Source organism: Mycobacterium sp. (assembly GCF_025965855.1).
Taxonomy (GTDB): Bacteria; Actinomycetota; Actinomycetes; order Mycobacteriales; family Mycobacteriaceae; genus Mycobacterium.
The window spans coordinates 1-25,534 of record NZ_JAOPWB010000238.1 but is presented as its reverse complement, the minus strand read 5'-3'; the positions used below and the strand labels follow the sequence as shown (position 1 = coordinate 25,534).

At 68.9% G+C, this 25,534-nt stretch carries 23 protein-coding genes and 2 pseudogenes; 12 read left to right on the top strand and 13 right to left on the bottom strand.

The annotated features are described in order from the left end of the window. From JWP83_RS20455 to JWP83_RS20440, 4 genes and pseudogenes are all read right to left on the bottom strand, one after another. Positions 1–697 (bottom strand): PPE family protein (locus JWP83_RS20455; RefSeq protein WP_297733826.1); only part of this gene is annotated, 697 nt, incomplete at its 3' end. Between the two features lie 740 nt (positions 698–1,437). Further along, positions 1,438–2,295 (bottom strand): pseudouridine synthase, encoded by an 858-nt coding sequence (locus tag JWP83_RS20450; RefSeq protein ID WP_297733823.1) that lies wholly within the window; start codon positions 2,293–2,295, stop codon positions 1,438–1,440. Continuing rightward, positions 2,292–4,046 carry a glycerol-3-phosphate dehydrogenase/oxidase gene (locus tag JWP83_RS20445; RefSeq protein WP_297733839.1) on the bottom strand — a complete coding sequence of 585 codons (1,755 nt, stop codon included), beginning with the start codon at positions 4,044–4,046 and terminating at the stop codon, positions 2,292–2,294. The genes JWP83_RS20450 and JWP83_RS20445 overlap by 4 nt, the downstream gene beginning before the upstream one ends. A gap of 18 nt (positions 4,047–4,064) precedes the next feature. Further along, positions 4,065–5,556: pseudogene (locus JWP83_RS20440) on the bottom strand (NAD(P)H-quinone dehydrogenase); the annotation flags it as partial. An 83-nt stretch (positions 5,557–5,639) separates the two neighbouring features. On the opposite strand from JWP83_RS20440, the gene JWP83_RS20435 reads away from it, so the two are divergent. After that, positions 5,640–6,119 carry a gamma-glutamylcyclotransferase gene (locus JWP83_RS20435; protein ID WP_297733819.1) on the top strand — a complete coding sequence of 160 codons (480 nt, stop codon included), beginning with the start codon at positions 5,640–5,642 and terminating at the stop codon, positions 6,117–6,119. A 65-nt stretch (positions 6,120–6,184) separates the two neighbouring features. Here JWP83_RS20435 and JWP83_RS20430 read toward each other — a convergent pair whose 3' ends face one another. The 3 genes from JWP83_RS20430 to JWP83_RS20420 all read right to left on the bottom strand — a co-directional run bounded on the left by JWP83_RS20430 (position 6,185) and on the right by JWP83_RS20420 (position 9,545). After that, positions 6,185–7,072 (bottom strand): hypothetical protein, encoded by an 888-nt coding sequence (locus tag JWP83_RS20430; protein WP_297733816.1) that lies wholly within the window; start codon positions 7,070–7,072, stop codon positions 6,185–6,187. Between the two features lie 116 nt (positions 7,073–7,188). Then, positions 7,189–8,358: a M20 family metallopeptidase gene (locus JWP83_RS20425; protein ID WP_297733813.1), complete on the bottom strand. Its 1,170-nt coding sequence runs from the start codon at positions 8,356–8,358 to the stop codon at positions 7,189–7,191. After that, positions 8,355–9,545, bottom strand: a complete 1,191-nt coding sequence (locus JWP83_RS20420) for a M20 family metallopeptidase (RefSeq protein WP_297733810.1) — start codon at positions 9,543–9,545, stop codon at positions 8,355–8,357. The genes JWP83_RS20425 and JWP83_RS20420 overlap by 4 nt, the downstream gene beginning before the upstream one ends. Positions 9,546–9,671: 126 nt before the next feature. Here JWP83_RS20420 and JWP83_RS20415 point away from each other — a divergent pair. The 3 genes and pseudogenes from JWP83_RS20415 to JWP83_RS20405 all read left to right on the top strand — a co-directional run. Next, positions 9,672–10,427, top strand: a pseudogene (locus tag JWP83_RS20415) (hypothetical protein); the annotation flags it as partial. Positions 10,428–10,445: 18 nt separating this feature from the next. Beyond that, complete coding sequence (locus JWP83_RS20410) at positions 10,446–11,252, top strand: purine-nucleoside phosphorylase (protein ID WP_297733807.1); 807 nt, start codon at positions 10,446–10,448, stop codon at positions 11,250–11,252. 7 nt (positions 11,253–11,259) lie between these two features. Continuing rightward, positions 11,260–12,837 carry a phospho-sugar mutase gene (locus JWP83_RS20405; RefSeq protein ID WP_297733804.1) on the top strand — a complete coding sequence of 526 codons (1,578 nt, stop codon included), beginning with the start codon at positions 11,260–11,262 and terminating at the stop codon, positions 12,835–12,837. Between the two features lie 86 nt (positions 12,838–12,923). Here JWP83_RS20405 and upp read toward each other — a convergent pair whose 3' ends face one another. After that, a complete protein-coding gene (gene upp, locus JWP83_RS20400; RefSeq protein ID WP_297733801.1) occupies positions 12,924–13,547 on the bottom strand; it encodes a uracil phosphoribosyltransferase in 624 nt (207 codons plus the stop codon). 143 nt (positions 13,548–13,690) lie between these two features. On the opposite strand from upp, the gene JWP83_RS20395 reads away from it, so the two are divergent. From JWP83_RS20395 to JWP83_RS20385, 3 genes are all read left to right on the top strand, one after another. Then, a complete protein-coding gene (locus JWP83_RS20395) occupies positions 13,691–14,506 on the top strand; it encodes an alkaline phosphatase family protein (protein ID WP_297733835.1) in 816 nt (271 codons plus the stop codon). Positions 14,507–14,610: 104 nt separating this feature from the next. Continuing rightward, positions 14,611–15,918: a primosomal protein gene (locus JWP83_RS20390; protein WP_297733798.1), complete on the top strand. Its 1,308-nt coding sequence runs from the start codon at positions 14,611–14,613 to the stop codon at positions 15,916–15,918. A gap of 66 nt (positions 15,919–15,984) precedes the next feature. Then, positions 15,985–16,968, top strand: a complete 984-nt coding sequence (locus JWP83_RS20385; protein WP_297733794.1) for a VWA domain-containing protein — start codon at positions 15,985–15,987, stop codon at positions 16,966–16,968. Positions 16,969–16,972: 4 nt separating this feature from the next. On the opposite strand, the gene JWP83_RS20380 is transcribed toward JWP83_RS20385, so the two are convergent. Next, positions 16,973–17,980: a VWA domain-containing protein gene (locus JWP83_RS20380; RefSeq protein WP_297733790.1), complete on the bottom strand. Its 1,008-nt coding sequence runs from the start codon at positions 17,978–17,980 to the stop codon at positions 16,973–16,975. Between the two features lie 48 nt (positions 17,981–18,028). Next, positions 18,029–19,063 (bottom strand): cupin, encoded by a 1,035-nt coding sequence (locus JWP83_RS20375; protein WP_297733788.1) that lies wholly within the window; start codon positions 19,061–19,063, stop codon positions 18,029–18,031. 142 nt (positions 19,064–19,205) lie between these two features. On the opposite strand from JWP83_RS20375, the gene JWP83_RS20370 reads away from it, so the two are divergent. After that, positions 19,206–19,895 carry a GntR family transcriptional regulator gene (locus JWP83_RS20370; RefSeq protein WP_297733785.1) on the top strand — a complete coding sequence of 230 codons (690 nt, stop codon included), beginning with the start codon at positions 19,206–19,208 and terminating at the stop codon, positions 19,893–19,895. 224 nt (positions 19,896–20,119) lie between these two features. Next, entirely contained in the window at positions 20,120–20,404 is a 285-nt protein-coding gene (locus tag JWP83_RS20365) for a GlsB/YeaQ/YmgE family stress response membrane protein (RefSeq protein ID WP_297733782.1), read from the top strand. 7 nt (positions 20,405–20,411) lie between these two features. Here the strand turns inward: JWP83_RS20365 and JWP83_RS20360 are convergent, their stop codons facing one another. The 3 genes from JWP83_RS20360 to JWP83_RS20350 are packed head-to-tail and all read right to left on the bottom strand — an operon-like array spanning position 20,412 to position 23,169. After that, on the bottom strand, positions 20,412–21,488 hold the full coding sequence (locus tag JWP83_RS20360; protein ID WP_297733833.1) for an adenosine deaminase: 1,077 nt from the start codon (positions 21,486–21,488) through the stop codon (positions 20,412–20,414). Continuing rightward, positions 21,488–22,774, bottom strand: coding sequence for a thymidine phosphorylase (locus JWP83_RS20355; RefSeq protein WP_297733779.1), 1,287 nt, complete (start codon positions 22,772–22,774; stop codon positions 21,488–21,490). The genes JWP83_RS20360 and JWP83_RS20355 overlap by 1 nt, the downstream gene beginning before the upstream one ends. Further along, positions 22,771–23,169, bottom strand: coding sequence for a cytidine deaminase (locus JWP83_RS20350; RefSeq protein ID WP_297733776.1), 399 nt, complete (start codon positions 23,167–23,169; stop codon positions 22,771–22,773). Before JWP83_RS20350 ends, JWP83_RS20355 begins: the two co-directional genes overlap by 4 nt. Before the next feature lie 224 nt (positions 23,170–23,393). Between JWP83_RS20350 and sdhC the strand changes: the two genes are divergently transcribed. The 3 genes from sdhC to sdhA form a co-directional block, all read left to right on the top strand. Then, positions 23,394–23,732 carry a succinate dehydrogenase, cytochrome b556 subunit gene (sdhC, locus tag JWP83_RS20345; RefSeq protein WP_297733830.1) on the top strand — a complete coding sequence of 113 codons (339 nt, stop codon included), beginning with the start codon at positions 23,394–23,396 and terminating at the stop codon, positions 23,730–23,732. Beyond that, complete coding sequence (locus JWP83_RS20340; RefSeq protein ID WP_297733773.1) at positions 23,729–24,196, top strand: succinate dehydrogenase hydrophobic membrane anchor subunit; 468 nt, start codon at positions 23,729–23,731, stop codon at positions 24,194–24,196. Before sdhC ends, JWP83_RS20340 begins: the two co-directional genes overlap by 4 nt. A gap of 10 nt (positions 24,197–24,206) precedes the next feature. Beyond that, positions 24,207–25,534: succinate dehydrogenase flavoprotein subunit (gene sdhA / locus JWP83_RS20335; RefSeq protein WP_297733770.1), on the top strand; the 1,328-nt coding region annotated here is incomplete at its 3' end.

Sequence of the window (25,534 nt, the reverse complement as noted above, 5' to 3'; positions counted from 1 at the left end):
TCAACAACGACCCGAACGATGATTGGGAGCTGCCCGAGAACAGGTTCAACAGCCCGGCCAGCCCCGTCCCCGTCGCGTTGGTGTTGGGGGCGAAGATGCTCTGCAATATCGAGGCCGCCGGCGTGCTAGCCGCGGCAGTGGGCACGGCACTGGCTTGGGTGGCCGCCGCGGTCGGACTGGCAATCGCCGACGGCGACGAGAACTGCGGCAGATCGAGGGCTTGGGCGGAGGCCGCCTGGTAGCGGTACATCGCCGCGGAATTGTTTGCCCACATGGTCTGGTACTGCTCTTCGGTTTGGGCGATCGCCGCAAGGTTGCTGCCGAGCCGGTCGGTCGCTATTAGCTGCGCCAGCCGCGTCCTGTTGGCGGTGACCTGGGCGGGGCCAACCACCGCCGACTGGGCCTGGGTGAACGCCGCCGCCGCGGCCTGCGCCGACGAGGCCAGCTGTTGGCACTGCTGCGCAGTGGTGCGGATCCAGGTGAGGAAGGGCTCGACGGCCTGGGTCATCGCCGCCGAGGAGGGGCCCTGCCAGGTCTGGCTCAGTGACGATACGACGGAGGCATAGATCGGAGCGGTGTCCTCTAGCCCGACGCCCAGCTGTTGCCACGCACCGGACGCCTCGATCAGCGATTCCGCACCGGGTCCGGAGTGGATGAGCGCCGAGGTGATCTCGGGGGGCAGCGATATGAAGTCCACGCCTGTCACCATGATCCCCCTAAAAAAGGCCGAGCAAATTCGCGTTGACCGCACCGCGAATAGCCCTGAAACATTGCACCTCGACTCCTTAGCTGCGACCCCGATCCTTTGCCAATGACGCTAGCACTTGGAGTTAACATCAGACCCCTTTCCTGTTCAGGAGGGTCGCCGAGGCTCGCGACGGTGCATCGCCAGGGATCGCCGGGACGACACCGTCGATCGCGGAAGCTGGCTAATGCTCAGTCGACGCGGCAGAAGGGCGGCGCTCGCCGTCGCCGACTGCATCCTCCGGGCTCGTGATGCCGGGGTTCGCGATCCTTCCGGCGGGCGTCGCGCGCCATCCGGTTCTGGCGTCTCTCGGTGGCGATGCGCGCGACGCCGTCTTGGGTGCGGCCGCGTGTGGGCATCATCGCGGTGCGCTCGGCGCAGTAATCCAGCGGGGGGGTCGGCTTCCGGGGCGGGCAGCCCGCCGGTTAGCGACGCAAAGTGGGAAAAAGAGCAGCGCTGCCCGGGGTCGTGACATAACCCGTCTCACGGTTCGGGTGTGTCCATGGTGGTTCCGCTCGCCGTTGTCGGATCGTAATTACTGCCGACCGCTTGCGAGATCCTTACGTTTGGTTGGCTACCGATCCAGTTCGAAAATGTCGTCACCAAATGGTGGGGTCGGCAAATAACACTTCAAATTGCTCGCGTATGTCGGGCGCCGGGCCCTGCTAACGCGGCGGTAAAGCTCCCGGCGCCTAGGGGCCCGGCCGGCGGCTGACGAACTCGCGGCGCACACCCGACAGCGGATCATCGAACTCGATGCGCTGCGCCAGCAATCGCAGCGGCGTGCTGAAGTCATCGGGCGACACGTCAATGACATTGGGGTACAAGGGATCACCCTCGATCGGCAGCCCGAGCGAGGCCATGTGCACCCGCAGCTGATGAGTGCGTCCGGTGCGCGGCGTGAGCCGGTACACGCCGTCGGAGATGCTCTCCACCAACGTCTCCGCGTTCGGGACACCGGGCTCGCAGACCGCCTGCAGGTGGCCCCGGCGCTTGACGATGCGGCTGCGCACCACCCGTGGCAGCACCAGGGCGGGATCGGCGGCCGCCCGCGCCAGGTAGGTCTTGGTGACCAGGCCGCGGGCGAACAGCGTCTGGTAGGCGCCGCGCACCTCGCGCCGTGTCGTGAAGAGCAGCACCCCGGCCGTGAGCCGGTCGAGCCGATGCGCCGGGCTCAGCTCGGGCAATCCCAGCTCGCGGCGAAGCCGCACCAGCGCGGTCTGCGCGACGTGGCGCCCCCTCGGCATGGTGGCCAGGAAGTGCGGCTTGTCGACGACCACGATGTCCGCGTCCTGATGGAGCACCGGGATCCCGAAGGGCACCGGCACCTCGTCGGGCAGCTCGCGGTAGAGGTAGACGGCCGACCCGGCGGGCAGCTCGGTGGCGTCATCGACCACCGCGCCGTCGGCGTCGACGACCTCCCCGGCCAGGACCTTGGCGCGAGCCGCCAGACCAAACCGGTCGGTCAGCTCGGCCAGCACCGGACCGCCGCGCAGCCGCACCCGTGCCGGGCCGAGCCCGTCGCGCACGGGAAGCGGCGCGGGCCTCAACTGAGCGGTACCGGCTCGAGGAGTTCGGCGCGCGCCTCGGGCGCGCTGGCCCGCAACTCGTCCGCCGACACGTCGTCGGGCTGGGCCTGCGACAGTACCTCGGCCTCGACCCGCGCGGTGTAGTTGGCGACCTCACGCTCGATATCGTCGGCCGTCCACCCGAGCACGGGCGCGATCACGTCGGCCACCTCCCGGGCGCAGTCGACGCCGCGGTGCGGATACTCAATCGAGATGCGCGTCCGACGGGCCAGGACGTCCTCGAGGTGCAGGGCACCCTCGGCGGCGGCGGCGTAGCGGGCTTCGACCCTCAGGTAGCCCGGCGCCTCCTTGATCGGGCTGAGCAGCCCGGGGGTTTCGGCGCCCAAGTCCAGCACGTCGCCGATCGCCGAACCGTAGCGGTCCAGCAGGTTACGCACGCGGTACGGGTGCAGGCCCCGCAGGGTGGCGACGTGTTCGACCTGATTGACCAGCGCGAAGTACCCGTCGGCGCCCAGCAGGCTCACCTTCTCGGTGATCGACGGCGCCACCCGGGCCGGGACGAATTGGGCCGCAGCGTCGATCGCGTCGGCGGCCATGACTCGGTAGGTGGTGTACTTCCCGCCCGCGATCGCGACCAGGCCGGGCGCGGGCACCGCCACCGCGTGCTCGCGCGACAGCTTGGAGGTTTCCTCGCTCTCCCCGGCGAGCAGCGGGCGCAGCCCTGCGTACACGCCGTCGATGTCGGCGTGCGTCAGCGGCGTGGCCAGCACGGTGTTGACCGTCCCCAGGATGTAGTCGATGTCGGCCTTGGTGGCCGCGGGATGGGCCAGGTCGAGGTCCCAGTCGGTATCGGTGGTTCCGATGATCCAGTGGGCGCCCCACGGGATGACGAACATCACCGAGTTCTCGGTGCGCAGGATGATCGCGACGTCGCTGACGATCCGGTCTCGCGGCACCACGACGTGCACGCCCTTGGACGCGCGCACCTGAAACCGCCCACGCTGCTTGGATAATGCCTGAATCTCGTCGGTCCAAACGCCGGTCGCGTTGACCACGACGTGGCCGCGGACCTCGGTGATCGCGCCGTCCTCGGAGTCGCGAACCCGCACGCCGGTCACCCGATCGCCCTCGCGCAGCAACGCGACCACCTGGGTGGAGGACCGCACCACCGCGCCGTAGTGCGCGGCGGTGCGCGCGACCGTCATGGTGTGGCGGGCGTCGTCGACGATCGTGTCGTAGTAGCGAATCCCGCCGATCAACGAGGTGCGCTTGAGGCCCGGGCTCAGCCGCAATGCGCCGGCCCGGGTCAAATGCTTTTGCGCCGGAACGGATTTCGCGCCTCCCAGGCGGTCGTAGAGGAAGATCCCCGCGGCCACGTAGGGGCGCTCCCAACCGCGCTTGGTCAGCGGAAACAGAAAGGGCATCGGCTTGACCAGATGGGGCGCCAGCTTGGTCAGCGACAGCTCACGCTCGTACAGCGCCTCGCGGACCAGACCGAACTCGAGCTGCTCGAGGTAACGCAGCCCGCCGTGGAACATCTTCGACGACCGGCTCGACGTGCCCGAGGCGAAATCGCGCGCCTCGACCAGCGCCACCTTGAGCCCGCGCGTGGCGGCGTCGAGCGCACACCCGGAGCCGACCACGCCGCCGCCGATGACCACCACGTCGAATTGCTCGGCACCGAGGCGCTCCCAGGCCGCCTTGCGTTGCTGCGGTCCTAGCACGGAAGCCGGCGAGCCGGGCTCGCTGGATGCGTGGATCGGGTCGCTCACTGCAGGGACTCCTGTCCGGTTACTCGTCGGTAGCCGTACCCAGGCTAGTTCGTCGGGCCCCCGAGAGTCGGCTTAGTCCAGATCGTCAGTCCAGATCGTCGTGGGCCATCAGCCGGCGCGCGGCCTCGGTGATCGAGCCGGACAGCGACGGGTAAACGGCCAGCGTCTGCGCCAACTCGTTGACGGTGATGCGGTTTTGCACGGCCACGGCGATCGGCAGGATCAGCTCGGAGGCGATCGGCGCCACCACCACGCCGCCGATCACCACGCCGGTGGATCGGCGGCAGAAGACCTTGACGAACCCCTGCCGCAGGCCCGACATCTTGGCCCGCGCGTTGGTCCGCAGCGGCAGCATGATGGTCCGCGCGGACACCGAACCGTCGTCGATCATCGATTGCGGCACCCCGACGGCGGCGATCTCGGGCCTGGTGAACACCGTCGCGGCGACCGTGCGCAACCGGATCGGGCTGACGCCCTCCCCCAGCGCGTGATACATCGCGATCCGGCCCTGCATGGCGGCGACCGACGCCAACAGCAGCAACCCGGTGCAGTCGCCGGCGGCGTAGACCCCGGGCACCGAGGTGCGCGAAACCCGGTCCACGGTCAGGTAATTGCCGCGCCCCAGCTCGATGCCGACCCTTTCCAGGCCCAGGCCGCTGGTGTTGGGAACCGATCCGATGGTCATCAGGGCGTGGCTGCCCTCGACGGTGCGGCCATCCGTCATGGTGACCAGCACCCCGGCGTCGGTGCGGGTCACCGACTCGGCGCGCGCGTTCTTGAACAGTTGCACCCCGCGTTCGGCGAACGACGCCTCCAGCACCAACGCGGCATCGGCGTCCTCATACGGCAGCACCCGGTCCCGGCTGGCCGCCACCGACACGCGCACGCCCAACTCGGTGTAGGCATGCACGAATTCGGCGCCGGTCACCCCGGAGCCCACCACGATCAGGTGCTCGGGCAGCGCTTCCAGGTCGTAGAGCTGCCGCCAGGTCAGGATCCGCTCGCCGTCGGGCTGGGCCGTCGGCAGGATCCGCGGGCTGGCGCCGGTGGCGATCAGCACGACGTCGGCTTCGTGCTGGCTGGTGGTGCCGTCGGCGGCGGTGGCCATGACGCAGTGCCGGGCCAGGCCGAGCGCGGAGTCGACGAGCTCGCCGCGGCCCGCGACCACGTGGACGCCCACGCTGAGCAGCTCGGCGGTGATGTCGGCGGACTGCTCGGCGGCCAGCGTCCTGACCCGGGCATGGATCTTCGGCAACGAGATCTTGGCGTCCTCGAAGTCGATGTCGAAACCCAGCCGGGGCGCCCGGCGCAGTTCGGTGCGCAGCCCGGTGGAGGCGATGAACGTCTTGGACGGCACGCAGTCGTCCAGCACGGCCGCCCCGCCGACGCCCTCGGAGTCGATCAGGGTCACATGGACGGCGTCGGGGTGTTCTGGACGTAACGTGGCGGCGACAAGCGCGGCTTCGTAACCGGCCGGCCCTCCACCGAGGATCACGATGCGGGTCACCACACGCCTAACCTATCCGGGCGGCGGGGAGCCCGCTAAACGCTCGGGTGAATACCGCGCGAGCGTGCGACGTTTAAGCTTTCCCCGTGCCGCTCTACGCCGCGTACGGGTCGAACATGGATCCCGAGCAGATGCTCAAGCGCGCACCGCACTCGCCGATGGCCGGAACTGGCTGGCTGCACGGGTGGCGGTTGACGTTCGGCGGCGAGGACATCGGCTGGGAAGGGGCGCTCGCGACGATCGTCGAGGACCCCGATTCGAAGGTGTTCGTCGTGCTTTACGACATGACGCCGGCGGACGAGACGAACCTCGACCGGTGGGAGGGCTCCGAGTTCGGTGTCCACAAGAAGATCCGATGTCGGGTGGAGCGCATCTCGTCGGACACCACCACCGACCCCGCGCTGGCGTGGCTGTACGTGCTGGACGCCTGGGAGGGCGGCCTGCCGTCGGCGCGCTACCTCGGCGTGATGGCCGACGCCGCCGAAATCGCCGGTGCGCCAGAGGATTACGTGCACGACCTGCGCACCCGCCCGGCTCACAACATCGGGCCGGGAACCAGCGCCTGAAACCAATCGGCGAGCGTGCGCGTCTGCACGCCGACACGCCGTCGTAGCCGGCATTCTGCGCACCTTCACGCGGCCCTGGCGCGCTGCAATCGCGCCTCCAGCCGCCGGACGAGTTCGGCGGGCCGATACCTGACATCCGCCGCCACGATGGGCACGACCACCCAGCCCAGGTCCTGCAGTGCGGCACCGCGTCGGCGGTCCCGCAGAAATGCGTCGGGTCCGCTGTGCCAATCGACGCCGTCGTACTCGGCAGCGACCCGGAGTTCGGGCCAGGCGAAGTCGAGCCGCCAAACGCACCCCTGCAGGTCCAGGACCTCGTACTGCAGGACCGGCTGCGGCAAGCCACCGTCGACCATGACCAGGCGGGCTTCGCTCTCCATCGGCGACTCCGCCTTCGGGCAGGCCAGAGCAAGCAGCTCGCGCACGGTCACGATCCCACGCCTTCCAGACTGCTGCTTGACCCCCTTCTCCAGGTCTTGGTGGCCACACGTGCCGCTGCGCAGCGCGGCGTCCAGCGTCGCCAGTGCCCGCGGCCTGGGCAGGCTCCGCGCCACCTCTATCGCCGTCCACGCGGGTTCCGTCGTCGGCCGTCCCCTCACCACGGTCAACGGCGCCCCTTGCCGGCGGTGCACGACAAGGCCGTCCGCAGATCGCAGCTGGCGGCCGGGCGGATTGAGCACGTGCAGATCCTTCGTTCGTTCGGTGTCGAACCCGTACATGTCGGCGGCCGTGCCCAGACACGCGGCAACCGTCGTCCCGGTAATCAAATCCAGGCCCCGCAACTGCAATCTGCGGCCGATGTCGCCGCGACCGTAAACGCCATACCAAACTCGCTGCAGCTCACCACTATTCAGCCGTGCCTCCAGCCCGCGACGAGTCAGGAATGTCAGCGCCTGAGCAGACGTGACGACACCGCCTTGGACATCGAGCAGCCGGCCAAGCTCCGCGTTCATGCCGGGTATCGTCGGGGCACGCCGAATTGACGGCAATTCACCATGACGAGCGTGCGCAGAATGCCGCGTTGCGCGGCGTGTCGGTGTACAGACACGCACGCTCGCGGCACAAATAGCTAGAAGAGGGCCGCCTGCTCCACGATGTTGACCATCGCGCGCAGCCCGATCGCCAGGGCCCGCTCGTCGAGATCGAACGTCGGCTGGTGCAGGTCCAACTGCGGTCCCTCACCCGACCACACGCCCAGTCGCGCCATCGCGCCGGGAATCTCCTCGAGATACCACGAGAAATCCTCGCCGCCGCCGGACTGCCGGGTGTCGGCCAGCGCGTCGGGGCCGACGGCTTCGATCGCGTGGGTGAGGATGCGCGTCGAGACGTCCTCGTTGACCACCGGCGGCACGCCGCGCCGGTATTGCAGCGTGTGCTCGATCGCCAGCGGGGACAGCAGCGCGGACACGGTGTCCCGGATGACCTCCTCGAGCGCGATCCACGTGTGGCGGCTCGCGGTGCGCACGGTGCCGGCCAGCACGCCGGTTTGCGGAATCGCGTTGGGGGCCACGCCGGCATTGACCGCGCCCCACACCAACACCGTGCCGTTGCGCGGGTCGATGCGGCGCGACAGCACCCCCGGCAGCCCGGTGATCAGCGTGCCCAGGCCGTAGACCAGGTCGGCGGTCAGGTGCGGGCGCGACGTGTGCCCGCCCGGCGAATACAGCGTGATCTCCAGTTGGTCGGCGGCCGAGGTGATGGGGCCCTGCCGGACCGCGATCTTGCCGACCTCGAGCCGGGGATCGCAGTGCAGGGCGAAGATCCGCGAGACCCCGGCCAGCGCCCCGGCGGCGATGGCGTCGATCGCCCCGCCGGGCATCAACTCCTCGGCGGCCTGAAAGATCAACCGCACCCCGACGGGCAGCTCCGGCACGGCCCCCAGCGCCAGCGCCGTACCCAGCAGGATCGCGGTGTGCGCGTCGTGCCCGCAGGCGTGCGCGACGTTGGGCATCGTCGAGGCATAAGGCGCGCCGGTCCGCTCGGCCATCGGCAGCGCGTCCATGTCGGCCCGCAGCGCGATCCGCGGCTCGTGCTCGGGACCCATATCGCAGATCAGCCCGGTCCCGCCGGGCAGTACCTTCGGGTTCAGCCCCGCGTCGGCCAGCCGCTCGGCGACGAACTGGGTGGTGGCGTACTCCTGCCGGCCCAACTCCGGGTAGCGGTGGATGTGGCGGCGCCACTCGACCAGGTCCTCATGGTGCGCGGCCAACCACGATTCGGCGGTGTCGACAAGGCTCATGCCGGCGCCCCGCTGCGTCTGAGCTCCTGCGCGGCCAGCACCCGGTCGCGTTCCTCGGGGGTCTGCGCGAGGTGAACGACCGTGCGCGCCAACATGATCGCGCCGTCGACGACCGCGCGGTCGGCGCTGGGACCGGCGGCGGCGGCCGCGAAGGCGCGCTGGTGCACGGTGGCGCCGCCGGCGTCGACCCCGATCACCGGATGGATCCCCGGCAGCACCTGCGTCACGTTGCCCATGTCGGTGCTGCCCATGGGAAGCCCCGCTTCGACGTCGGGCGCCACCGGCTCGCGCCCGAGTCGGCGCATCTCTTGCCGGCAGACACCGGCCAGCCACGGGTCGGGTTTGAGCTCCGCGTACGGCGGTGCCGGGCTATCGATTTCGTATTCGCAGCCAGCGGCCAGTGCGCCTGCGGCAAAGCACGCGAACATCCTGCCCTCCAGCTCTCGGAGCGAATCCGACTCGACCGCCCGCATCGCATACTGCAACGTCGCGCGCCCGGGGATGACGTTGACGGCCTGCCCACCGTTGGTGACGATCCCGTGCACCAGTTGGCCCGGCGCCAATTGCTGGCGCAGCAGCCCAATCGCCACCTGCGCGACGGTCACGGCGTCGGCCGCGTTGACCCCCAGGAACGGCGCGACGGCGGCATGCGATTCCTTGCCACGGTAGTCCACGATCACCTCGGACAACGCCAGGGAGCGCGCCGCGGCGATGTCGGTCGGGCCGGGATGCACCATCACCGCGACGGCGACGTCGTCGAACGTTCCGGCCTGCAGCAGCAGCGCTTTCCCGCCGCCGGCCTCCTCGGCCGGGGTGCCCAGCAGCGCCACCGTCAGGCCCAGGTCGTCGGCCACCTCGGCCAGCGCCAGCGCGGTGCCCACCGCCGACGCGGCGATGATGTTGTGGCCGCAGGCATGCCCGATCTCGGGCAGCGCGTCGTACTCGGCGCACACCCCGACGACCAGCGGTCCGCTGCCGAAGTCGGCGCGGAAAGCGGTGTCCAAACCGCCCGCGCGCGCGGTGATCTCGAAACCGCGCTCAGCGACCAGCGCCTGCGCCTTGGCGCAGCTGCGATGCTCGGCGAACGCGAGCTCGGGTTCGGCGTGAATGGCGTGGGACAACTCGACGAGGTCGGCACCGCGTCGCCGCACGACATCCTCGACGCTGTCTAACAGGGTGCTGTGCACTCTCGCAGTATCTCACCGCCGAAGTCCGCACCGCGGCACCAAACCGTTTAGCTAGTGTTTGCGCGTTTAACTGGACTTAAAGTATGTAATTCTGCTATCTATATGACGTCTGCTCAACGCCGCCGCGGCAACATCGGCAACCTCAACCTGGGCAGCGGCAACATCGGCCACCTCAACCTGGGCGGCGGCAACAACGGCAGCTACAACCTGGGCTTGGGCAACAACGGCAGCAACAACTTCGGCTTCGGCAACCTCGGCTCCTCGAATTTCGGCTTCGGGAACACGGGCACCGGAAACATCGGCATCGGGCTCACCGGCAACCACCAAATCGGCATCGGCGGCCTGAATTCCGGCACCGGCAACATCGGGTTCGGCAACTCGGGGACCAACAACATCGGCTTCTTCAACTCGGGCAACGGCAACATCGGCTTCGGCAACTCGGGTCAGTTCAACTGGCGCGTCGCCAACTCGGGAACCTTGACCACGGGGCTGTTCAACTCGGGATCGGCCGACTCGGGATTCTTCAACTCGGGCGACTACAACACCGGCGGCTTCAACGCGGGCAACTTCAACACCGGTCTATTCAACTCGGGGAGCATCAACACGGGTCTCTTCAACTCCGGCGACCTGAACACCGGCGTGGGCAACCTGTTCACCGGGTCCGGCGTCAGTTCGGGTCTCGGCAACCTGGGCGTCGGGAGCTCCGGGTTCGACAACGCCGGCGACAGCGCCTCCGGGATAGGAAACACCGGCGACTTCGTCTCGGGCTTGTTCAACTCGGGCATCACCGGGATCAGCGGCGTCATGAACACGGCGCCGACCGGCTTCACCTCGGGCATAAACAACCTGCGGAACGTCCTGGCGGGTCTCTTCGGCCAGTAATCGCTAGGCTCCCCCAGTGTGAGCGAGCGCGCGCCCGATCCCGACGAGCTCGCGCGGCTGGCGGCACGGGCCATCGGCGAGCGCACCGGGATCGCCGAGCACGACGTCGCCATCGTCCTCGGCTCGGGATGGCGGCCGGCGGTGGCGGCCCTCGGCCCACCGACCGCCGCGCTGCCCCAGGCCGAACTACCCGGGTTCGTGCCGCCGACCGCCGTCGGGCATACCGGCGAGCTGTTGTCGGTGCGCGTCGGCGCACATCGGGTGCTGGTGCTGGTCGGTCGCGTGCATGCCTACGAGGGGCACGACCTGTGCCACGTCGTGCACGCGGTACGCGCGGCCTGCGCGGCGGGCGTGCGCACCGTCGTGCTCACCAACGCGGCCGGCGCGCTGCGCCCCGACATGGCGATCGGCCAGCCGGTGCTGATCAGCGACCACCTGAACCTCACGGCGCGATCACCGCTGGTCGGCCCGCAGTTCGTGGACCTGACCGACGCCTACGCGCCGCGGCTGCGCGAGCTGGCCCGCCAGTCCGACCCGCAGCTGACCGAAGGCGTCTACGCCGGCCTGCCCGGACCGAACTACGAAACGCCCGCGGAGGTCCGGATGCTGCGGGGGCTGGGCGCCGACCTGGTCGGCATGTCGACGGTGCACGAGACCATCGCGGCCCGGGCGGCCGGCGCCGAGGTGCTGGGGGTGTCGCTGGTGACCAACGCGGCCGCGGGGATCTCGGGACAACCGTTGAGCCACGCCGAGGTGCTGGCCGCCGGGACCGCGTCGGCCAGCCGGATGGGCGCGCTGCTGGCCCACGTCATCGAGCGAATCTAGCGCGGCTGTGACTCCGGAGGAGTGGATCGCGCACGATCCCGACCCCAGGACGGCCGCCGAGCTCGCCGCCTGTGATCCCGACGAGCTCGCCGCGCGGTTCGCCCACCCACTCACGTTCGGCACCGCGGGATTGCGCGGGCCGGTGCGCGGCGGACCCGACGCGATGAACGTCGCGGTGGTGTCGCGCGCGACGTGGGCGGTGGCCCGGGTGCTTGCCGAACGGGGTCCGGTGATCGTCGGCCGCGACGCTCGGCACGGCTCGGCGGTGTTCGCCACCGTGACGGCCGAAGTGCTTGCCGCCGAAGGCTTTTCCGTGCTGCTCCTGCCGGGCCCGGTGCCCACGCCGGTGGTCGCGTTCGCGGTGCGACACACGGGCGCCGGCGCCGGGGTGCAGATCACGGCGTCGCACAACCCGCCGGCCGACAACGGCTACAAGGTGTACTTCGAGGGCGGCATCCAGATCGTCTCCCCCACCGACCGCCGGATCGAAACCGCGATGGCCGCGGCTCCCCCGGCCGACCAGATCGCCAGGAAACCGGTCTCACCCAAGGGAAACAGCGCCACCGACCTCCTCGAGCGGTACATCGAACGCGCGGCCGCGGTGCGCCGCGGCACCGGTTCCGCGCGGGTGGCCCTGACGCCGCTGCACGGCGTGGGCGGCGCGGTGGCCGTGGAGACCCTGCGCCGTGCGGGATTCGACCAGCTGCACACCGTCGGGGCCCAGTTCGCGCCGGACCCCGACTTCCCCACCGTCGCCTTCCCCAACCCCGAGGAACCCGGGGCCACCGACGCGCTGCTGGCACTGGCCGCCGACACCCGCGCCGACGTCGCGATCGCGCTGGATCCCGACGCCGACCGATGCGCGGTCGGCGTACCCACCACATCGGGCTGGCGGATGCTGTCCGGCGACGAAACGGGTTGGCTGCTAGGCGATTACATCCTCTCTCACGATCAATCGGGCATGGCGGTGGTGGCCAGCACCGTGGTGTCGTCGCGGATGCTGGCGGCGATCGCCGCGCGCTACGGCGCGACCCACGTCGAGACCCTCACCGGCTTCAAATGGCTGGCGCGCGCCGATTCCGACGTGCCGGGCGGCACGCTGGTGTACGCCTACGAGGAAGCCATCGGCCACTGCGTCGACCCGGATGCCGTGCGCGACAAGGACGGCATCACCGCCGCGGTGCTGGTGTGCGACCTGGTGGCCGCGCTGCGGGGGCAGGGTCGTTGTGTGGACGACGCGCTTGACGACCTCGCCCGGCGCCATGGCGTGCACGACGTCGCCGCGGTGTCGCGGCGCGTCACCGACACCGACGAGGCCGCGGAACTGATGCGGCGGCTGCGGGCGGCCCCGCCGACCCGGGTGGCCGGCTTCGCGGCGACCATCACCGATATCGCCGACGCGCTGATCTGCACCGGCGGCGACGCCGATACCTCGGCTCGAGTGGTGGTGCGGCCGTCGGGAACCGAGCCGAAGTTGAAGTGCTACTTGGAGATTCGCTGCGCGCCAACCGACGACCTGCGCTCCGCCCGGGAGCGGGCCAGGGCGCTGCGCGACGAACTGGTTACCGCGGTGCAGGCCTGGTGACTGAGTCCGATGGCCCGCCTCTCCCCCTCGCCGCTACGCGGCCGGGGGGACAACCACAGCCAGCCGCTACGCGGCGCGCATCGTCGCTAGCGCGGCCCGAATTGGCGGTCGCCCGCATCGCCGAGACCGGGCACGATGTAGGCCAGCTCGTTGAGGCCGTCGTCGACGGCCACCGTGAAAAGCCGCGCGTCCGGCGCCGCTTTCTCAAGTGCCGCAATGCCTTCCGGCACGGCAACCGCACACAACACGGTGATGTCCGACGCGCCGCGCCGGTGCAGCAGGCCGATCGCGTGGGCCATCGACCCGCCGGTGGCCAGCATGGGATCGAGGACGATCACCGGCACGCCGGTCAGGTCGTCGGGCAGCGACTCGAGATACCCGCTCGCCCGGGCGGTTTCCTCGTCGCGGGCCACGCCGACGAAGCCCACCAGGGCCTCCGGTAGCAGCTCGAGGGCCCGCTCGAGCATGCCCAGGCCCGCGCGCAGCACAGGCACCAGCAGGGGCGGGTTGGCCAGTCGCACCCCGAGCGTCTCGGCCAGCGGCGTGCGGATCGAGAAGGTCTCCCGTGCTGCGTCCCGCGTGGCCTCATAGACAAGCATCACGGTCAGGTCGCGCAATCCCGACCGGAAGCCGGCGTTGCCGGTGCTTTCGTCGCGCAATGTCGTTAGCCGGGCCACCGCCAGCGGATGATCAACGACGCGCACGTCCACGGGATTTGACCCTATATAACAATCGGGCTTCGTTTGGTTAAGGTCCTGTCGACACGCTCGCGTCGCCGCCCTCGGGTGGGCGAATCCGCCCATATACTCCCCGCGTGCTGAGCGCAATCAGAAGCCTGGTCGTCGCGGCGGCGCTGGCGGGGCTGGTGGTCATCCCGTCGCCCCCCCGGGTGGGCTTCGCGGCGGCCGCGATGCCGCAGCCCTCGCACGTGTTAGTCGTGGTGGAAGAGAACCGCTCCGCGACCAACATCATCGGCAACAAGTCGGCGCCCTTCATCAACGCGCTGGCCTCGGGCGGCGCAAACATGGTGCAGTCGTTCGCCGAGACGCATCCCAGCGAGCCCAACTATCTGGCGCTGTTCGCCGGCAGCACCCTCGGGGTGACCAAGGACTCGTGTCCGGTTGACGGCGGCGCCACCCCCAACCTGGCTTCCGAATTGCTGGCCGCCGGTTATACGTTCGTCGGTTACGCCGAAAGCCTGCCCGCGGCGGGTTCTACCGTGTGCAGCGCCGGAAAGTACGCGCGCAAGCACGTGCCCTGGGCCAACTTCAGCAATGTGCCGCCCGCCAACTCGCTGCCCTTCACGGCCTTCCCGATGGGCAACTACGCCAGCCTGCCGACCGTGTCGTTCGTCATTCCCAACAACGACGACAACATGCACGACGGCTCGATAGCCCAGGGCGATGCCTGGCTGAGCCGCGAGCTGTCGGGTTACGCCAACTGGGCGGTGGCCAACAACAGCCTGCTCATCGTGACGTGGGACGAGGACGACGGCGGCACCCGCAACCAGATCCCAACGCTGATCTACGGCGGGCACGTGCAGCCCGGCACCTACAACGAGCAGATCAGCCACTACAACGTGCTTTCCACGCTCGAGCAGATGTACGGGCTGCCCAAAACCGGTTACGCGGCCGGCGCCGCGCCGATCGCAACCATCTGGGCCGGCTGAATCGATTGCCTGACTCCCCGCACGCGCCGTTCCGGCGCTCGCCGTCGCCGGGCTAGCCGCTACCGGGCCGGGCGCCCCCGACGCCCGTCGCTATTCTGTGCCGCATGGCTGCTGACCTCGTGCCCATCCGCCTGAGTCTGTCCATCGGTGACCACTACACCGTGTGGGCACCCCGCTGGCGCGACGCCGGCGACGAGTGGGAGGCGTTCCTGGGCAAGGACGAGGACCTCTACGCGTTCGAGTCCGTTGCCGACCTGGTCGCATTCGTGCGGTCCGACACCGACAACGATCTGTCGGACCACCCGGGCTGGCAGGACCTGACCTCGGCGCACGCGCACCAATTCGAACCCGACGACGACCGGCAGTTCGATCTGGTCGTGGTCGAGGAGCTGGTGTCGGAGAAGCCGACCGAGGAGTCGGTGAACACGCTGGCCGGGGCACTGGCGATCGTGTCGTCCATCGGATCGGTGTGCGAGCTGGCGGCGGTGTCGAAGTTCTTCAACGGCAACCCCAACCTGGGCACGGTGGCCGGCGGGATCGACACCTTCGCCGGGAAAGCGGGTCAGAAGCGCTGGAACGCGATCGCCGAGGTCATCGGCCGGAGCTGGGACGACGTGCTCAGCTCGATCGAGAAGATCATCAGCACTCCCGAGGTCGACGAGGACGCGTCAGCCAAGGCCGCCGATGAACTGGCCGAGGAGCGCGAACAGCCCGAGGAAGAGGCGCAGGACGAAGCCGAAGCGGGCGAAGAGACCGACGAATCCGAGGACGAATCCGAGGACGAGGACGACGACGAAGATTCCGAAGACGCCGAAGTCGAGGAGGTGAGTCGCGCGGCCGGCGACACCGCCGTGCTGGGCGGCGACGAGAACTTCTGGGTTCAGGTCGGCATCGACCCGATCCGGATCATCACCAGCTCCGGCACGTTCTACACCCTTCGCTGCTACCTGGACGATCGCCCGATCTTCCTGGGCCGCAACGGCCGGATCAGCGTGTTCACCTCCGAGCGGGCGCTGGCTCGCTACCTCGCCGACGAGCACGACCACGACCTGGCCGATCTGAGCACTTACGACGACATCCGCACCGCCGCGACGGACGGCTCGCTGGCGGTCGACGTCATCGACGACAACATCTACGTGCTGAGCGGGCTGGCCGACGACTTCGCCGACGGGCCCGACGCCGTGGACCGCGACCAGCTCGACCTGGCCGTCGAGCTGCTCCGCGACATCGGCGACTACTCCGAGGAGAGCACGGTAGACAAGGCGCTGGACACCGGCCGGCCGCTCGGCAAGCTGGTGGGCCACGTGCTGGAGCCGGACTCGGTCGGCAAGCCCGCACCCCCGTACGCCGCGGCCGTGCGCGAGTGGGAGAAGTTGGAGCAATTCGTCGAGGGGCGGCTTCGCCGAGAATAGGCCGAGAATGGGGCGCGAAAAGCGCCGCGTTTGACGGGCCACCCGGACTGCTCTTTACTGGCGCAGGTGTCGCTTCCCGGCATCGGCCCGCTCCCCCTGTACGGCTTCCAGCGTCCGGGCATGCTGCTGTTCGGTTTGATCCCGCTGGCGCTGCTCGCCGTCTACGTCGTGGTGCAGACCCGACGCCGGCACCGCCTGCGCCGGTTCACCGAGGCGGACGTGCCCCAGTCGTTGTGGCGACACGTTCCGATCGCGGTTTCGCTGCTGTCCCTGTTCCTGTTGACCGTCGCGCTGGCCACCCCCACGCACGACATGCGCATACCGCGCAACCGCGCCTGCGTCGTGCTGATGATCGACATGTCGAACTCCATGCGCGCGACCGATGTCGCGCCCAACCGGCTCAAAGCGGCCGAGCAGGCGGCCAGCCAGTTCGCCAGCCAGCTGACGCCGGGCATCAACCTCGGACTCGTCGGATTCGCCGGGACGCCCTATCTGCTGGTGCCCCCGACCCCGCAACACCAGGCGACCCTCGATGCGCTGAAGAAGCTCGAGTTCGCCGACGGGACGGCTACCGGTGAGGCGATATTCACCGCGCTGCACGCGGTCGGGGCCGCCGCCGTAGCGGGTGGGGACACCCCGCCGCCGGCGCGCATCGTGCTCCTGTCCGACGGCGGCGAGAACAAGCCGACCGATCCCAACGACCCGCACGACGGCGCCTTCACCGCGGCGCGGCTGGCCAAGGATGAGGGCGTGCCCATCTCGACGATCTCGTTCGGCACGCAGGGCGGTGAGATCGAGATGGACGGGCAGCGGGTCGCCGTTCCCGTGTCGACGGACCAGATGCGCAAGATCGCCCAGCTGTCCGGCGGGCAGTCCTATACCGCCACCAACATCGCCGATCTGAACAAGAGCTACAACGCCATCGAGAACGACATCGGGTTTCGCACGGTGCCCGGTCCCGGCAGCGCCGGCTGGCTGCGCCTGGGCGTGGTCGTCGCGCTGATCGCGACGGCGCTGGCCCTGCTGATCAACCGGCGCCTGCCGACCTGATCGCTCAGGCGGGCAGCCGGCGGTTCAGGAACTCACCGGCCAGGACGGCGCCGGCCAGCAGCACCGCCCCGAGCAGCATCCAGGCGAGGCTGGCCTCGCCCTTGACCGTCTCGTAGCCGATCTGGCGCTGCAGCGTCGAATAGACGCCCTCGAGCGATTCCAGGCTGTCGGCGTGGAACGCCTGGCCGTCGGTGATCTTGGTGATCTCCTGCAGCGTCTGGTCGTCGACGGGGACCGGGATGGTGGCGCCCTGGTACTCGACGGTGCCGTAGGGCGTGCCGAAGGAGATCGTCGAGATCTGCACCTCCTCGGCCTTGGCGGCCCGCGCGGCGGTGAACGCGCCCTGCGGGGCGTTGGGGTCCAGCGGCACGTTTTCGGCGCCGTCGGATTCCAGCACGATCCGCGCGGGTGGCGGCCCCTCGCCGCCGCCCATCACCGAGCCGACCGTGGCGATCGCCTGCAGCGCGGTGAAAATGCCCTCCCCCGTCGCGGTTTTCGGCGCCGGCTTGAGCCCGTCGATCGCCGCTTTCACCGCGGCGCGGTTCGTCGTCGGGGAGACCAACAGCGAGGCGTTAGCCGCGAATTCGACCAGGCCGAGGTTGATGGCCGGCGTCAGCTCGTCGGCGAATTTCTTGCCGGCCTCCTGCGCGGCGGCCAGCCGGCTGGGAGGGACATCGGCGGACGCCATGGATTCCGAGACATCGATGACCAGCATCACGACCGCGCGGTTGAGCGGAATCCGGATGTCCGACGTCGGCCCCGCCATGGCGGTGGTCAGCAGCACCAATGACGCGGCAAGCAGGATCGTCGGCACGTGGCGCCACCGGCCGGAGCGCAGCGGCGCGACGCGCTCCAGCACCTCCATGTTGGCGAATCGCAGCACCCGGCGGCGGCGGGCGAACTGCACCGCGACGTAGATCCCGATCACCAGCAGCACGATCAGCAGGAACAAGAAGAACCAGGCGTTCTGGAAGCCCGTGAGCGACACGGGACCCAGCAGCGGCAGCTTCATATCCAGCCACACTATTCGTCAAAGGTCGACGCTGCATGGCCGTCGCCGTCAGCCGGCGACCAGATCCCGGCGCTGCGTGAACTTGATGTCGAGGCTGCGCAGGTGGGTCTGCAGCCCGGCGTCCTGGATCGGAATCAGGTGGGCGGGCTCGTCGGTCTCGTTGTAGTGGGCGTGCCACAGGCCGGGCGGGGTGGTGAAGGCGCCACCGGCCTGCCAATCGACCCGAACCGGCTCGATGATGTCGCCACGCTCATCCAGGCGGGTGCCCAGCAGGGTGTAGCAGCCGCTGGGTGGCGCATCGAGGATCAGATCCAGCGCAACCGACTGGTGCCGGTGCGGGCGCTGCTGCTGATGGGGAGGCAGCACGCCGAACATGGCCCACAGCACGTGGGTAATGGTCAGCGTCTGCTCTTGGTCGGCATTGGCCAGCAGCACGCTGAGCCGGCTCCTTTCGTTGGCCCCGGGGCGAGCGGCGATTTCCTCCAGCTTGGCCACCGCGTCGGCGCGGCAGAACTTGGTCGCGCGGAAGCGCGGCTGGGTCGCATCCGCACCCAGGTAGCGCAGCAGCGGCTCGTCGTGCACCCAATACATGGCCGCCTCGGCGTCGGCGTAGAAGACCGAATGCGTACCGGCGGGCAGCGTCAAAAAGTCGCCCTTTTCCCACATGACCAGGCGGCCGTTGATAGCCGCGAAGCCGCGCCCATAGAGGATGTAATACAGCTGCGACGTGGCATTCGGGCTGGCGTCGATCTGCTCACCGATGCGGATGCGGATGAAGTTGGCCAGCAGCGCTGGACTTGTGGCCGCACCGGTCTCGATGCCCAGCTCCTCGGACAAGTCCAGCGGAAACACGCCGGTGGGCTGATCGACGTAGATCTCGGGATCGAACCGGGTGATCGGAACCTGCGGCGCGTGTCCCGAACCGATCGGATTGGCGGCCTTCGAGTACTCGAAATAGCAGGCGTCATCGGCCCAGGCTTCGAACCTGCCCTCGAAGCCGTATTCGGCGACATTGGTCATCGGCGCTGGAACCGTCGGGTCCAGGTTGGGGACCACTGACTGGTTTGTTTCCAGGGTGGACATGGCGAATATCCTAACTTAGGTACGTCTTGCATCTCTAAGATATCTATCTTGTATCTCAGTAGTCAAGCGGGCGGATCGGCCTTCGTTTTGGTGTACGGTCAGGGACGCATCTGAGATACGACTTAGCTGCAAGGAAGTTGTGGTGGCTGGTAGGACGACGAACCCGCGGTCGGGCACCGCCAAGGACCGCGCGTTGGATTACGTCAAGGCGCAGGTCCTGACCGGCCAGTTTCCCGGTGGAGAGCTGATCAGCGAGGGTGACGTCGCCACCGCGCTGGGGATGTCGCGGACCCCGGTGCGCGAGGCGTTTTTACGGCTGGAGGCCGAAGGGCTGCTGCGGTTGTATCCTCAGCGCGGCGCCCTGGTCGTCCCGGTATCGCCCGACGAGGCCCGCGCCGTCATCGAGGCCCGGCTGATTATGGAACAGTTCGCGACGACCAAGGTGGTGGGGCGCGGCCCCGCCGCCTGGGCCGCGGTGTACGAGCGGCTGTCGGGTGAGTTGAGGCGGCAACGCGATGCCGCCGCGGCCAACGAATGGCGGCAATTCCTGGACGCCGACCGCGCCTTTCACACCGTCACCCTGGAAGAGTCCGGCAACGCCATCTTGTCCGGTTTCTACTCGTCACTGCGGGACCGCCAGATGCGGATGATCGGCGAATCGGCGCTTGGCGATCCGAATCGGATGACGACAATCATGGACGAGCACCGCGGTATCGCCGAGGCGCTGCGCGACGGCGATCTGCCACGGGCGGTCCGGGCCGTGCAGACCCACCTGGCCAGCACCGTGCGCGCCATTGGCATCGCCTTCGATCCGTTGTCGCTCGAACTTTAAATGCCTCTGCAGATGCGGTCAGCGGTCAGCACCGACCATCGACCGGCGGGAGTTGTTCCTGACACGGGGAGTCTCGACCTAACCCAGATCCCCTGAGCCATAAGGGGTGTCCAATGAGATCGAGGTGGTGCCGAGCCCGTGCCGTTACAAGCCGGGTGATTCGGGGAACCCGCAATCCAAGACGGTGCCCGCCCGGGGCGCCGTAGAGACAACAGGAGCTGTAAATGATCGGATCAATCATCCTGGCGATCATCGTGGGCGCCATCATCGGTGTGGTGGCACGTCTGGTCCTGCCGGGCAAGCAAAGCATCGGCATGATCATGACGGTCCTCCTCGGCGCCGTCGGTGGCTTGATCGGCTCGGCGGTGGCCGGCCAGTTCGGCTACCACAACGCCAACGGTGGGGTCGCCTGGATTCCGTTCTTCATCGGAGTGGGCGCCGCCGTCATCCTCATCGCGATCTACGAAGGCGTGACGGGTCGCCGCACCGGCACCAGGCTGCCCCGATAGCTCGTCGCTAGCCGATCAACACGGCGTACCGCGGCTTGATCACCTCGTCGATGATCTCCAGCCGCTCGTCGAACGGGATGAAAGCCGACTTCATCGCGTTGATGGTGAACCGCTCGAGGTCACTCCACCCGTAGCCGAAAGCCTCGACCAGTCGGGACATTTCGAGGCTCATCGTGGTGTCGCTCATCAGCCGGTTGTCGGTGTTGACGGTCACCCGGAACCGGGCGCGGGCCAGCAGGTCGAACGGGTGCTCGGCGATGCTTTTCACCGCGCCGGTCTGCACGTTCGAGCTGGGGCACAGCTCCAGCGGAATTCGCTTGTCCCGCAGGATCGATGCCTGCTGGCCCAGCCGGACGCCGCCACCCTCGAGGACCTCGATGTCGTCGGCGATGCGCACCCCGTGGCCGAGCCGGTCGGCGCCGCAGAACGCGATCGCCTCGTGGATGGACGGCAGCCCGAACGCCTCACCCGCGTGAATCGTGAAGCGCGCGTTGTGGTCGCGCATGTACTCGAAGGCGTCCAGGTGGCGCGTCGGCGGGTTGCCGGCCTCGGCGCCGGCGATGTCGAACCCGACCACTCCCTTGTCCCGGAACCGGATTGCCAGCTCGGCGATCTCGCGGGATACCGCGGCGTGGCGCATCGCGGTGACCAGCAGCCTCACCTTGATGGGGTGGCCCGCGGAGGCGCAGGCCTTCTCGCCGGCGGCGAAACCCTCCAGCACGGCATCGACGATCTCGTCGAAGGCCAGCCCGCGGTCGATGTGCAGTTCGGGGGCGAAGCGCACCTCGGCGTAGACCACGGAATCGTCGGCCAGGTCCTCCACGCACTCGTAGGCGACGCGGTACAGGGCGTCGGGCGTCTGCATCACCGCCACGGTGTGCGAGAACGGTTCCAGGTAACGCTCCAGTGAGCCGCTGTGCGACCGGGTGCGAAACCACTTCGCCAGCTCGTCGACGCCGGTGGCGGGCAGCCCGTCGTAGCCGGTCTGGCCGGCGATGTCGATCACGGTCGAGGGCCGCAGCCCGCCGTCGAGGTGATCGTGCAGCAGGGCCTTGGGAGCTTTCCTGATCTGGTTCAGGTCCATCACGTGGCGATCCGATCGACGATCAGCGGCCTGGAAACGGGGGGTATGTCGTCGACGCTCCAGCCGCCGGCCAGCTCGGCCAGCGCGGCGTCGAAGCATTCGGGGGTGTCGGTGTAGAGGGTGAACAGCGGTTCCCCGGCCGCGACGGGCTCCCGCGGGCGGCGGTGGATCCTGATTCCCGCTCCCAACTGCACCGGGTGGCCCGGACGGGGCCTGCCCGCGCCGAGCCGCCAACTTGCCAGCCCTACTGCCATCGCGTCGATATCGCCCATTGTGCCGCCCCGGGGCGCGGTCACGGTCTCGGAACACGATCCGATTGGCAACGGGACCGACAAGTCGCCGCCCTGGGCCGCGATGAGCCGGCGAAACCGGTCCATCGCGGTGCCGTCGCGCAGGCTCCGGGCGGGATCGCGGTCGCCGATGCCGGCGAGGTCGAGCATCTCGGCGGCCAGCCGCAACGTCAGCTCCACCACGTCGGGGGGCCCGCCGCCGGCCAGCACCTCCAGCGCCTCGGCGACCTCGAGCGCGTTGCCGACGGTCGCGCCCAGCGGCCGATTCATGTCCGTCAGGAGCGCGCGGGTGGGCACGCCGTGCGCCGCGCCCAGCCGGACCATGGTGTGCGCCAGCTCGCGGCTCTGCGCCTCCGAGGGCATCAGCGCGCCGGAACCGACCTTCACGTCGAGCACCAGCGCGCCCGCCCCCTCGGCCAGCTTCTTGCTCATCACCGAGCTGGCGATCAGCGGCAGCGACTCGACGGTGGCGGTGACGTCGCGCAGCGCGTACAGCTTGGCGTCGGCCGGGGCCAGCTCGCCGGCGGCGAAGATGGCGGCGCCGACGTCACGCAGCTGATCGCGCACCCGCCGGCTGGACAGCTGGGCGGTGAACCCCGCAATGGATTCCAGCTTGTCCAGGGTGCCACCGGTATGCCCGAGCCCGCGGCCCGCCGCCTGGGGCACGGCCGCGCCGCAGGCGGCGACGACGGGCACCAACGGCAGGGTGATCTTGTCCCCGACGCCGCCGGTGGAGTGCTTGTCCACGGTCGGCACGCCCAGGTCGCGGAAGTCCAGCCGTTCGCCGGACGCCAGCATCGCCGCCGTCCACCGGGCGATCTCGCCGCGGTCCATGCCGCGCCACACGATCGCCATCAGCAGCGCCGACATCTGCTCGTCGGCGACCCGGCCGTCGGTGTACGCGCCGACGACCCAGTCGATGGCGGCGTCGGACAGCCGCCCGCCGTCGCGCTTGGTCCGGATCACCGTGGGCGCGTCGAATGCGATGTCGGTCAAGGCCGTTCCCGCGGCAGGTCGGCGGTGAAGGCGTCGGGCAGCAACTCGCCGAGGCGGCGGGGCCCGGCCGGGTGGTCGACCAGCAGCTCGGGGCCGCCGTGCTCCAGGAGCACCTGACGGCACCGCCCGCACGGCATCAGGGTCGATCCCCGGGCGTCCACGCACGCCAGCGCGACCAGCCGGCCCCCACCGGTGGAATGTAGGGCGGACACCACACCACACTCGGCGCAGAGACCAAGGCCATATGAGATGTTCTCCACATTGCAACCGGTGAGCACCCGGCCGTCGTCGACCAACGCGGCCGCGCCCACACCGAACCGCGAGTAGGGCGCGTAGGCCGCCGCCGCCGCATGGATCGCCTTGTCGCGCAGCGCATTCCAGTCGACATCAGGCATATCTAACCCCGCTCACCGTTGGATCGATTCGAGACAGCTTGCGTCGTCCCACCTAACTCTGACACGACACATCGCTTTGGCGGCCGTTCGGCGCAACCCGCCACCTGGCCGGGTTAGGCTGGACTGCCCGGCTGACTGTTCGTGAAGGCGGTGAGGAGTAGGTGAGCACTGTCACCGCGCGTAAGCGGCGACCACCCCGGACCCTCTATCGGGGCGATCCCGGCATGTGGGCGTGGGTGTTGCACCGCATCAGCGGCGCGACGATCTTCTTCTTCCTGTTCGTCCACATCCTGGACGCCGCGATGCTGCGCGTCAGCCCGCAGACCTACAACGCGGTCGTCGGCGACTACAAGACCCCGATCGTCGGCCTGATGGAATACGGCCTGGTCGCCGCGGTGCTGTTTCACGGGCTGAACGGGATCCGGGTCATCCTGATCGACTTCTGGTCGCAGGGCCCCCGGTATCAGCGGCTGATGTTCTGGATCGTCGGCATCGTCTTCTTGCTGCTGATGGTTCCGGCCGGCGTGGTGATCGGCATCCACATGCTGGAGCACTTCCGATGAGCAGCCCCGACCTGCAGCTCGGCCGGGGCGAGATAGCTCCGGTCAAGCAGCGCTTCTACGACCGCCCCGCCAGCCTGGACAATCCGCGCTCCCCGCGGCGGCGCGCCGGCATACCCAACTTCGAGAAGTTCGCGTGGCTGTTCATGCGGTTCTCCGGTATCGCGCTGGCGTTCCTGGTGATCGGGCACCTGTTCATCATGCTGATGTGGGACAACGGCGTTTACCGCATCGACTTCAACTACGTGGCGCAGCGCTGGCATTCGCCGTTTTGGCAAATGTGGGACATGGCGCTGTTGTGGCTGGCGGAGCTGCACGGCGGCAACGGGCTGCGCACCATCATCGACGACTACAGCCGCAAGAACTCCACCCGGTTCTGGCTCAACAGCCTCCTGCTGTTGTCGGTCGGGTTCACGTTGGTGCTGGGCACGTACGTGCTGGTGACATTCGACCCGAACATCTCGTGAAAGGCGACCGGTGATCTCCCAACACCGATACGACGTGGTGATCGTCGGCGCGGGCGGTGCCGGTATGCGCGCCGCCGTCGAGGCCGGGCCGCGGGTCCGGACCGCTGTGCTGACCAAGCTCTACCCCACCCGCAGCCACACCGGCGCCGCCCAGGGCGGGATGTGCGCGGCGCTGGCCAACGTCGAAGACGACAACTGGGAATGGCACACGTTCGACACCGTCAAGGGCGGCGACTATCTCGCGGACCAGGACGCCGTCGAGATCATGTGCAAGGAAGCCATCGACGCGGTGCTCGACCTCGAGAAGATGGGGATGCCGTTCAACCGCACCCCGGAAGGCCGCATCGACCAGCGCCGGTTCGGCGGGCACACCCGCGACCACGGCAAGGCGCCGGTGCGCCGGGCCTGCTACGCCGCGGACCGCCCGGGTCACATGATCCTGCAGACGCTGTACCAGAACTGCGTCAAGCACGATGTCGAGTTCTTCAACGAGTTCTATGCGCTCGACATCGCGCTGAGCGACACTCCCGGCGGCCAGGTGGCGACCGGTGTCATCGCCTACGAACTGGCGACCGGCGACATCCACGTGTTCGCGGCCAAGGCGATCGTGTTCGCCACCGGCGGCTCTGGGCGGATGTACAAGACGACGTCCAACGCGCACACCCTGACCGGCGACGGCTTGGGCATCGTCTTCCGCAAGGGACTTCCCTTGGAGGACATGGAGTTTCACCAGTTCCATCCGACGGGTCTGGCTGGTCTCGGCATTCTGATATCCGAGGCGGTGCGCGGCGAGGGCGGGCGACTGCTCAACGGAGAGGGCGAACGCTTCATGGAGCGTTACGCGCCGACCATCGTCGACCTGGCGCCCCGCGACATCGTGGCCCGTTCGATGGTGCGAGAAGTACTGGAGGGCCGCGGCGCGGGGCCGCACAAGGACTACGTCTACATCGACGTCCGCCATCTGGGCGCCGACGTGCTCGAAGCCAAGCTCCCCGACATCACCGAGTTCGCCAGGACCTATCTCGGCGTCGACCCGGTCAAGGAACTGGTTCCCGTCTATCCGACGTGCCACTACGTCATGGGTGGCATCCCGACCACCGTGCACGGCCAGGTGTTGCGCGACAACACCAACGTCGTGGCGGGCCTGTACGCCGCGGGCGAATGCGCCTGTGTGTCGGTGCACGGCGCCAACCGGCTGGGCACCAACTCACTGCTGGACATCAATGTGTTCGGCCGTCGCGCAGGCATCGCGGCCGCGAATTACGCACTGGGCCATGACCATGTCGACATGCCGGAAAACCCCGCGGAGATGGTGGTCGGCTGGATCGGCGACATCCT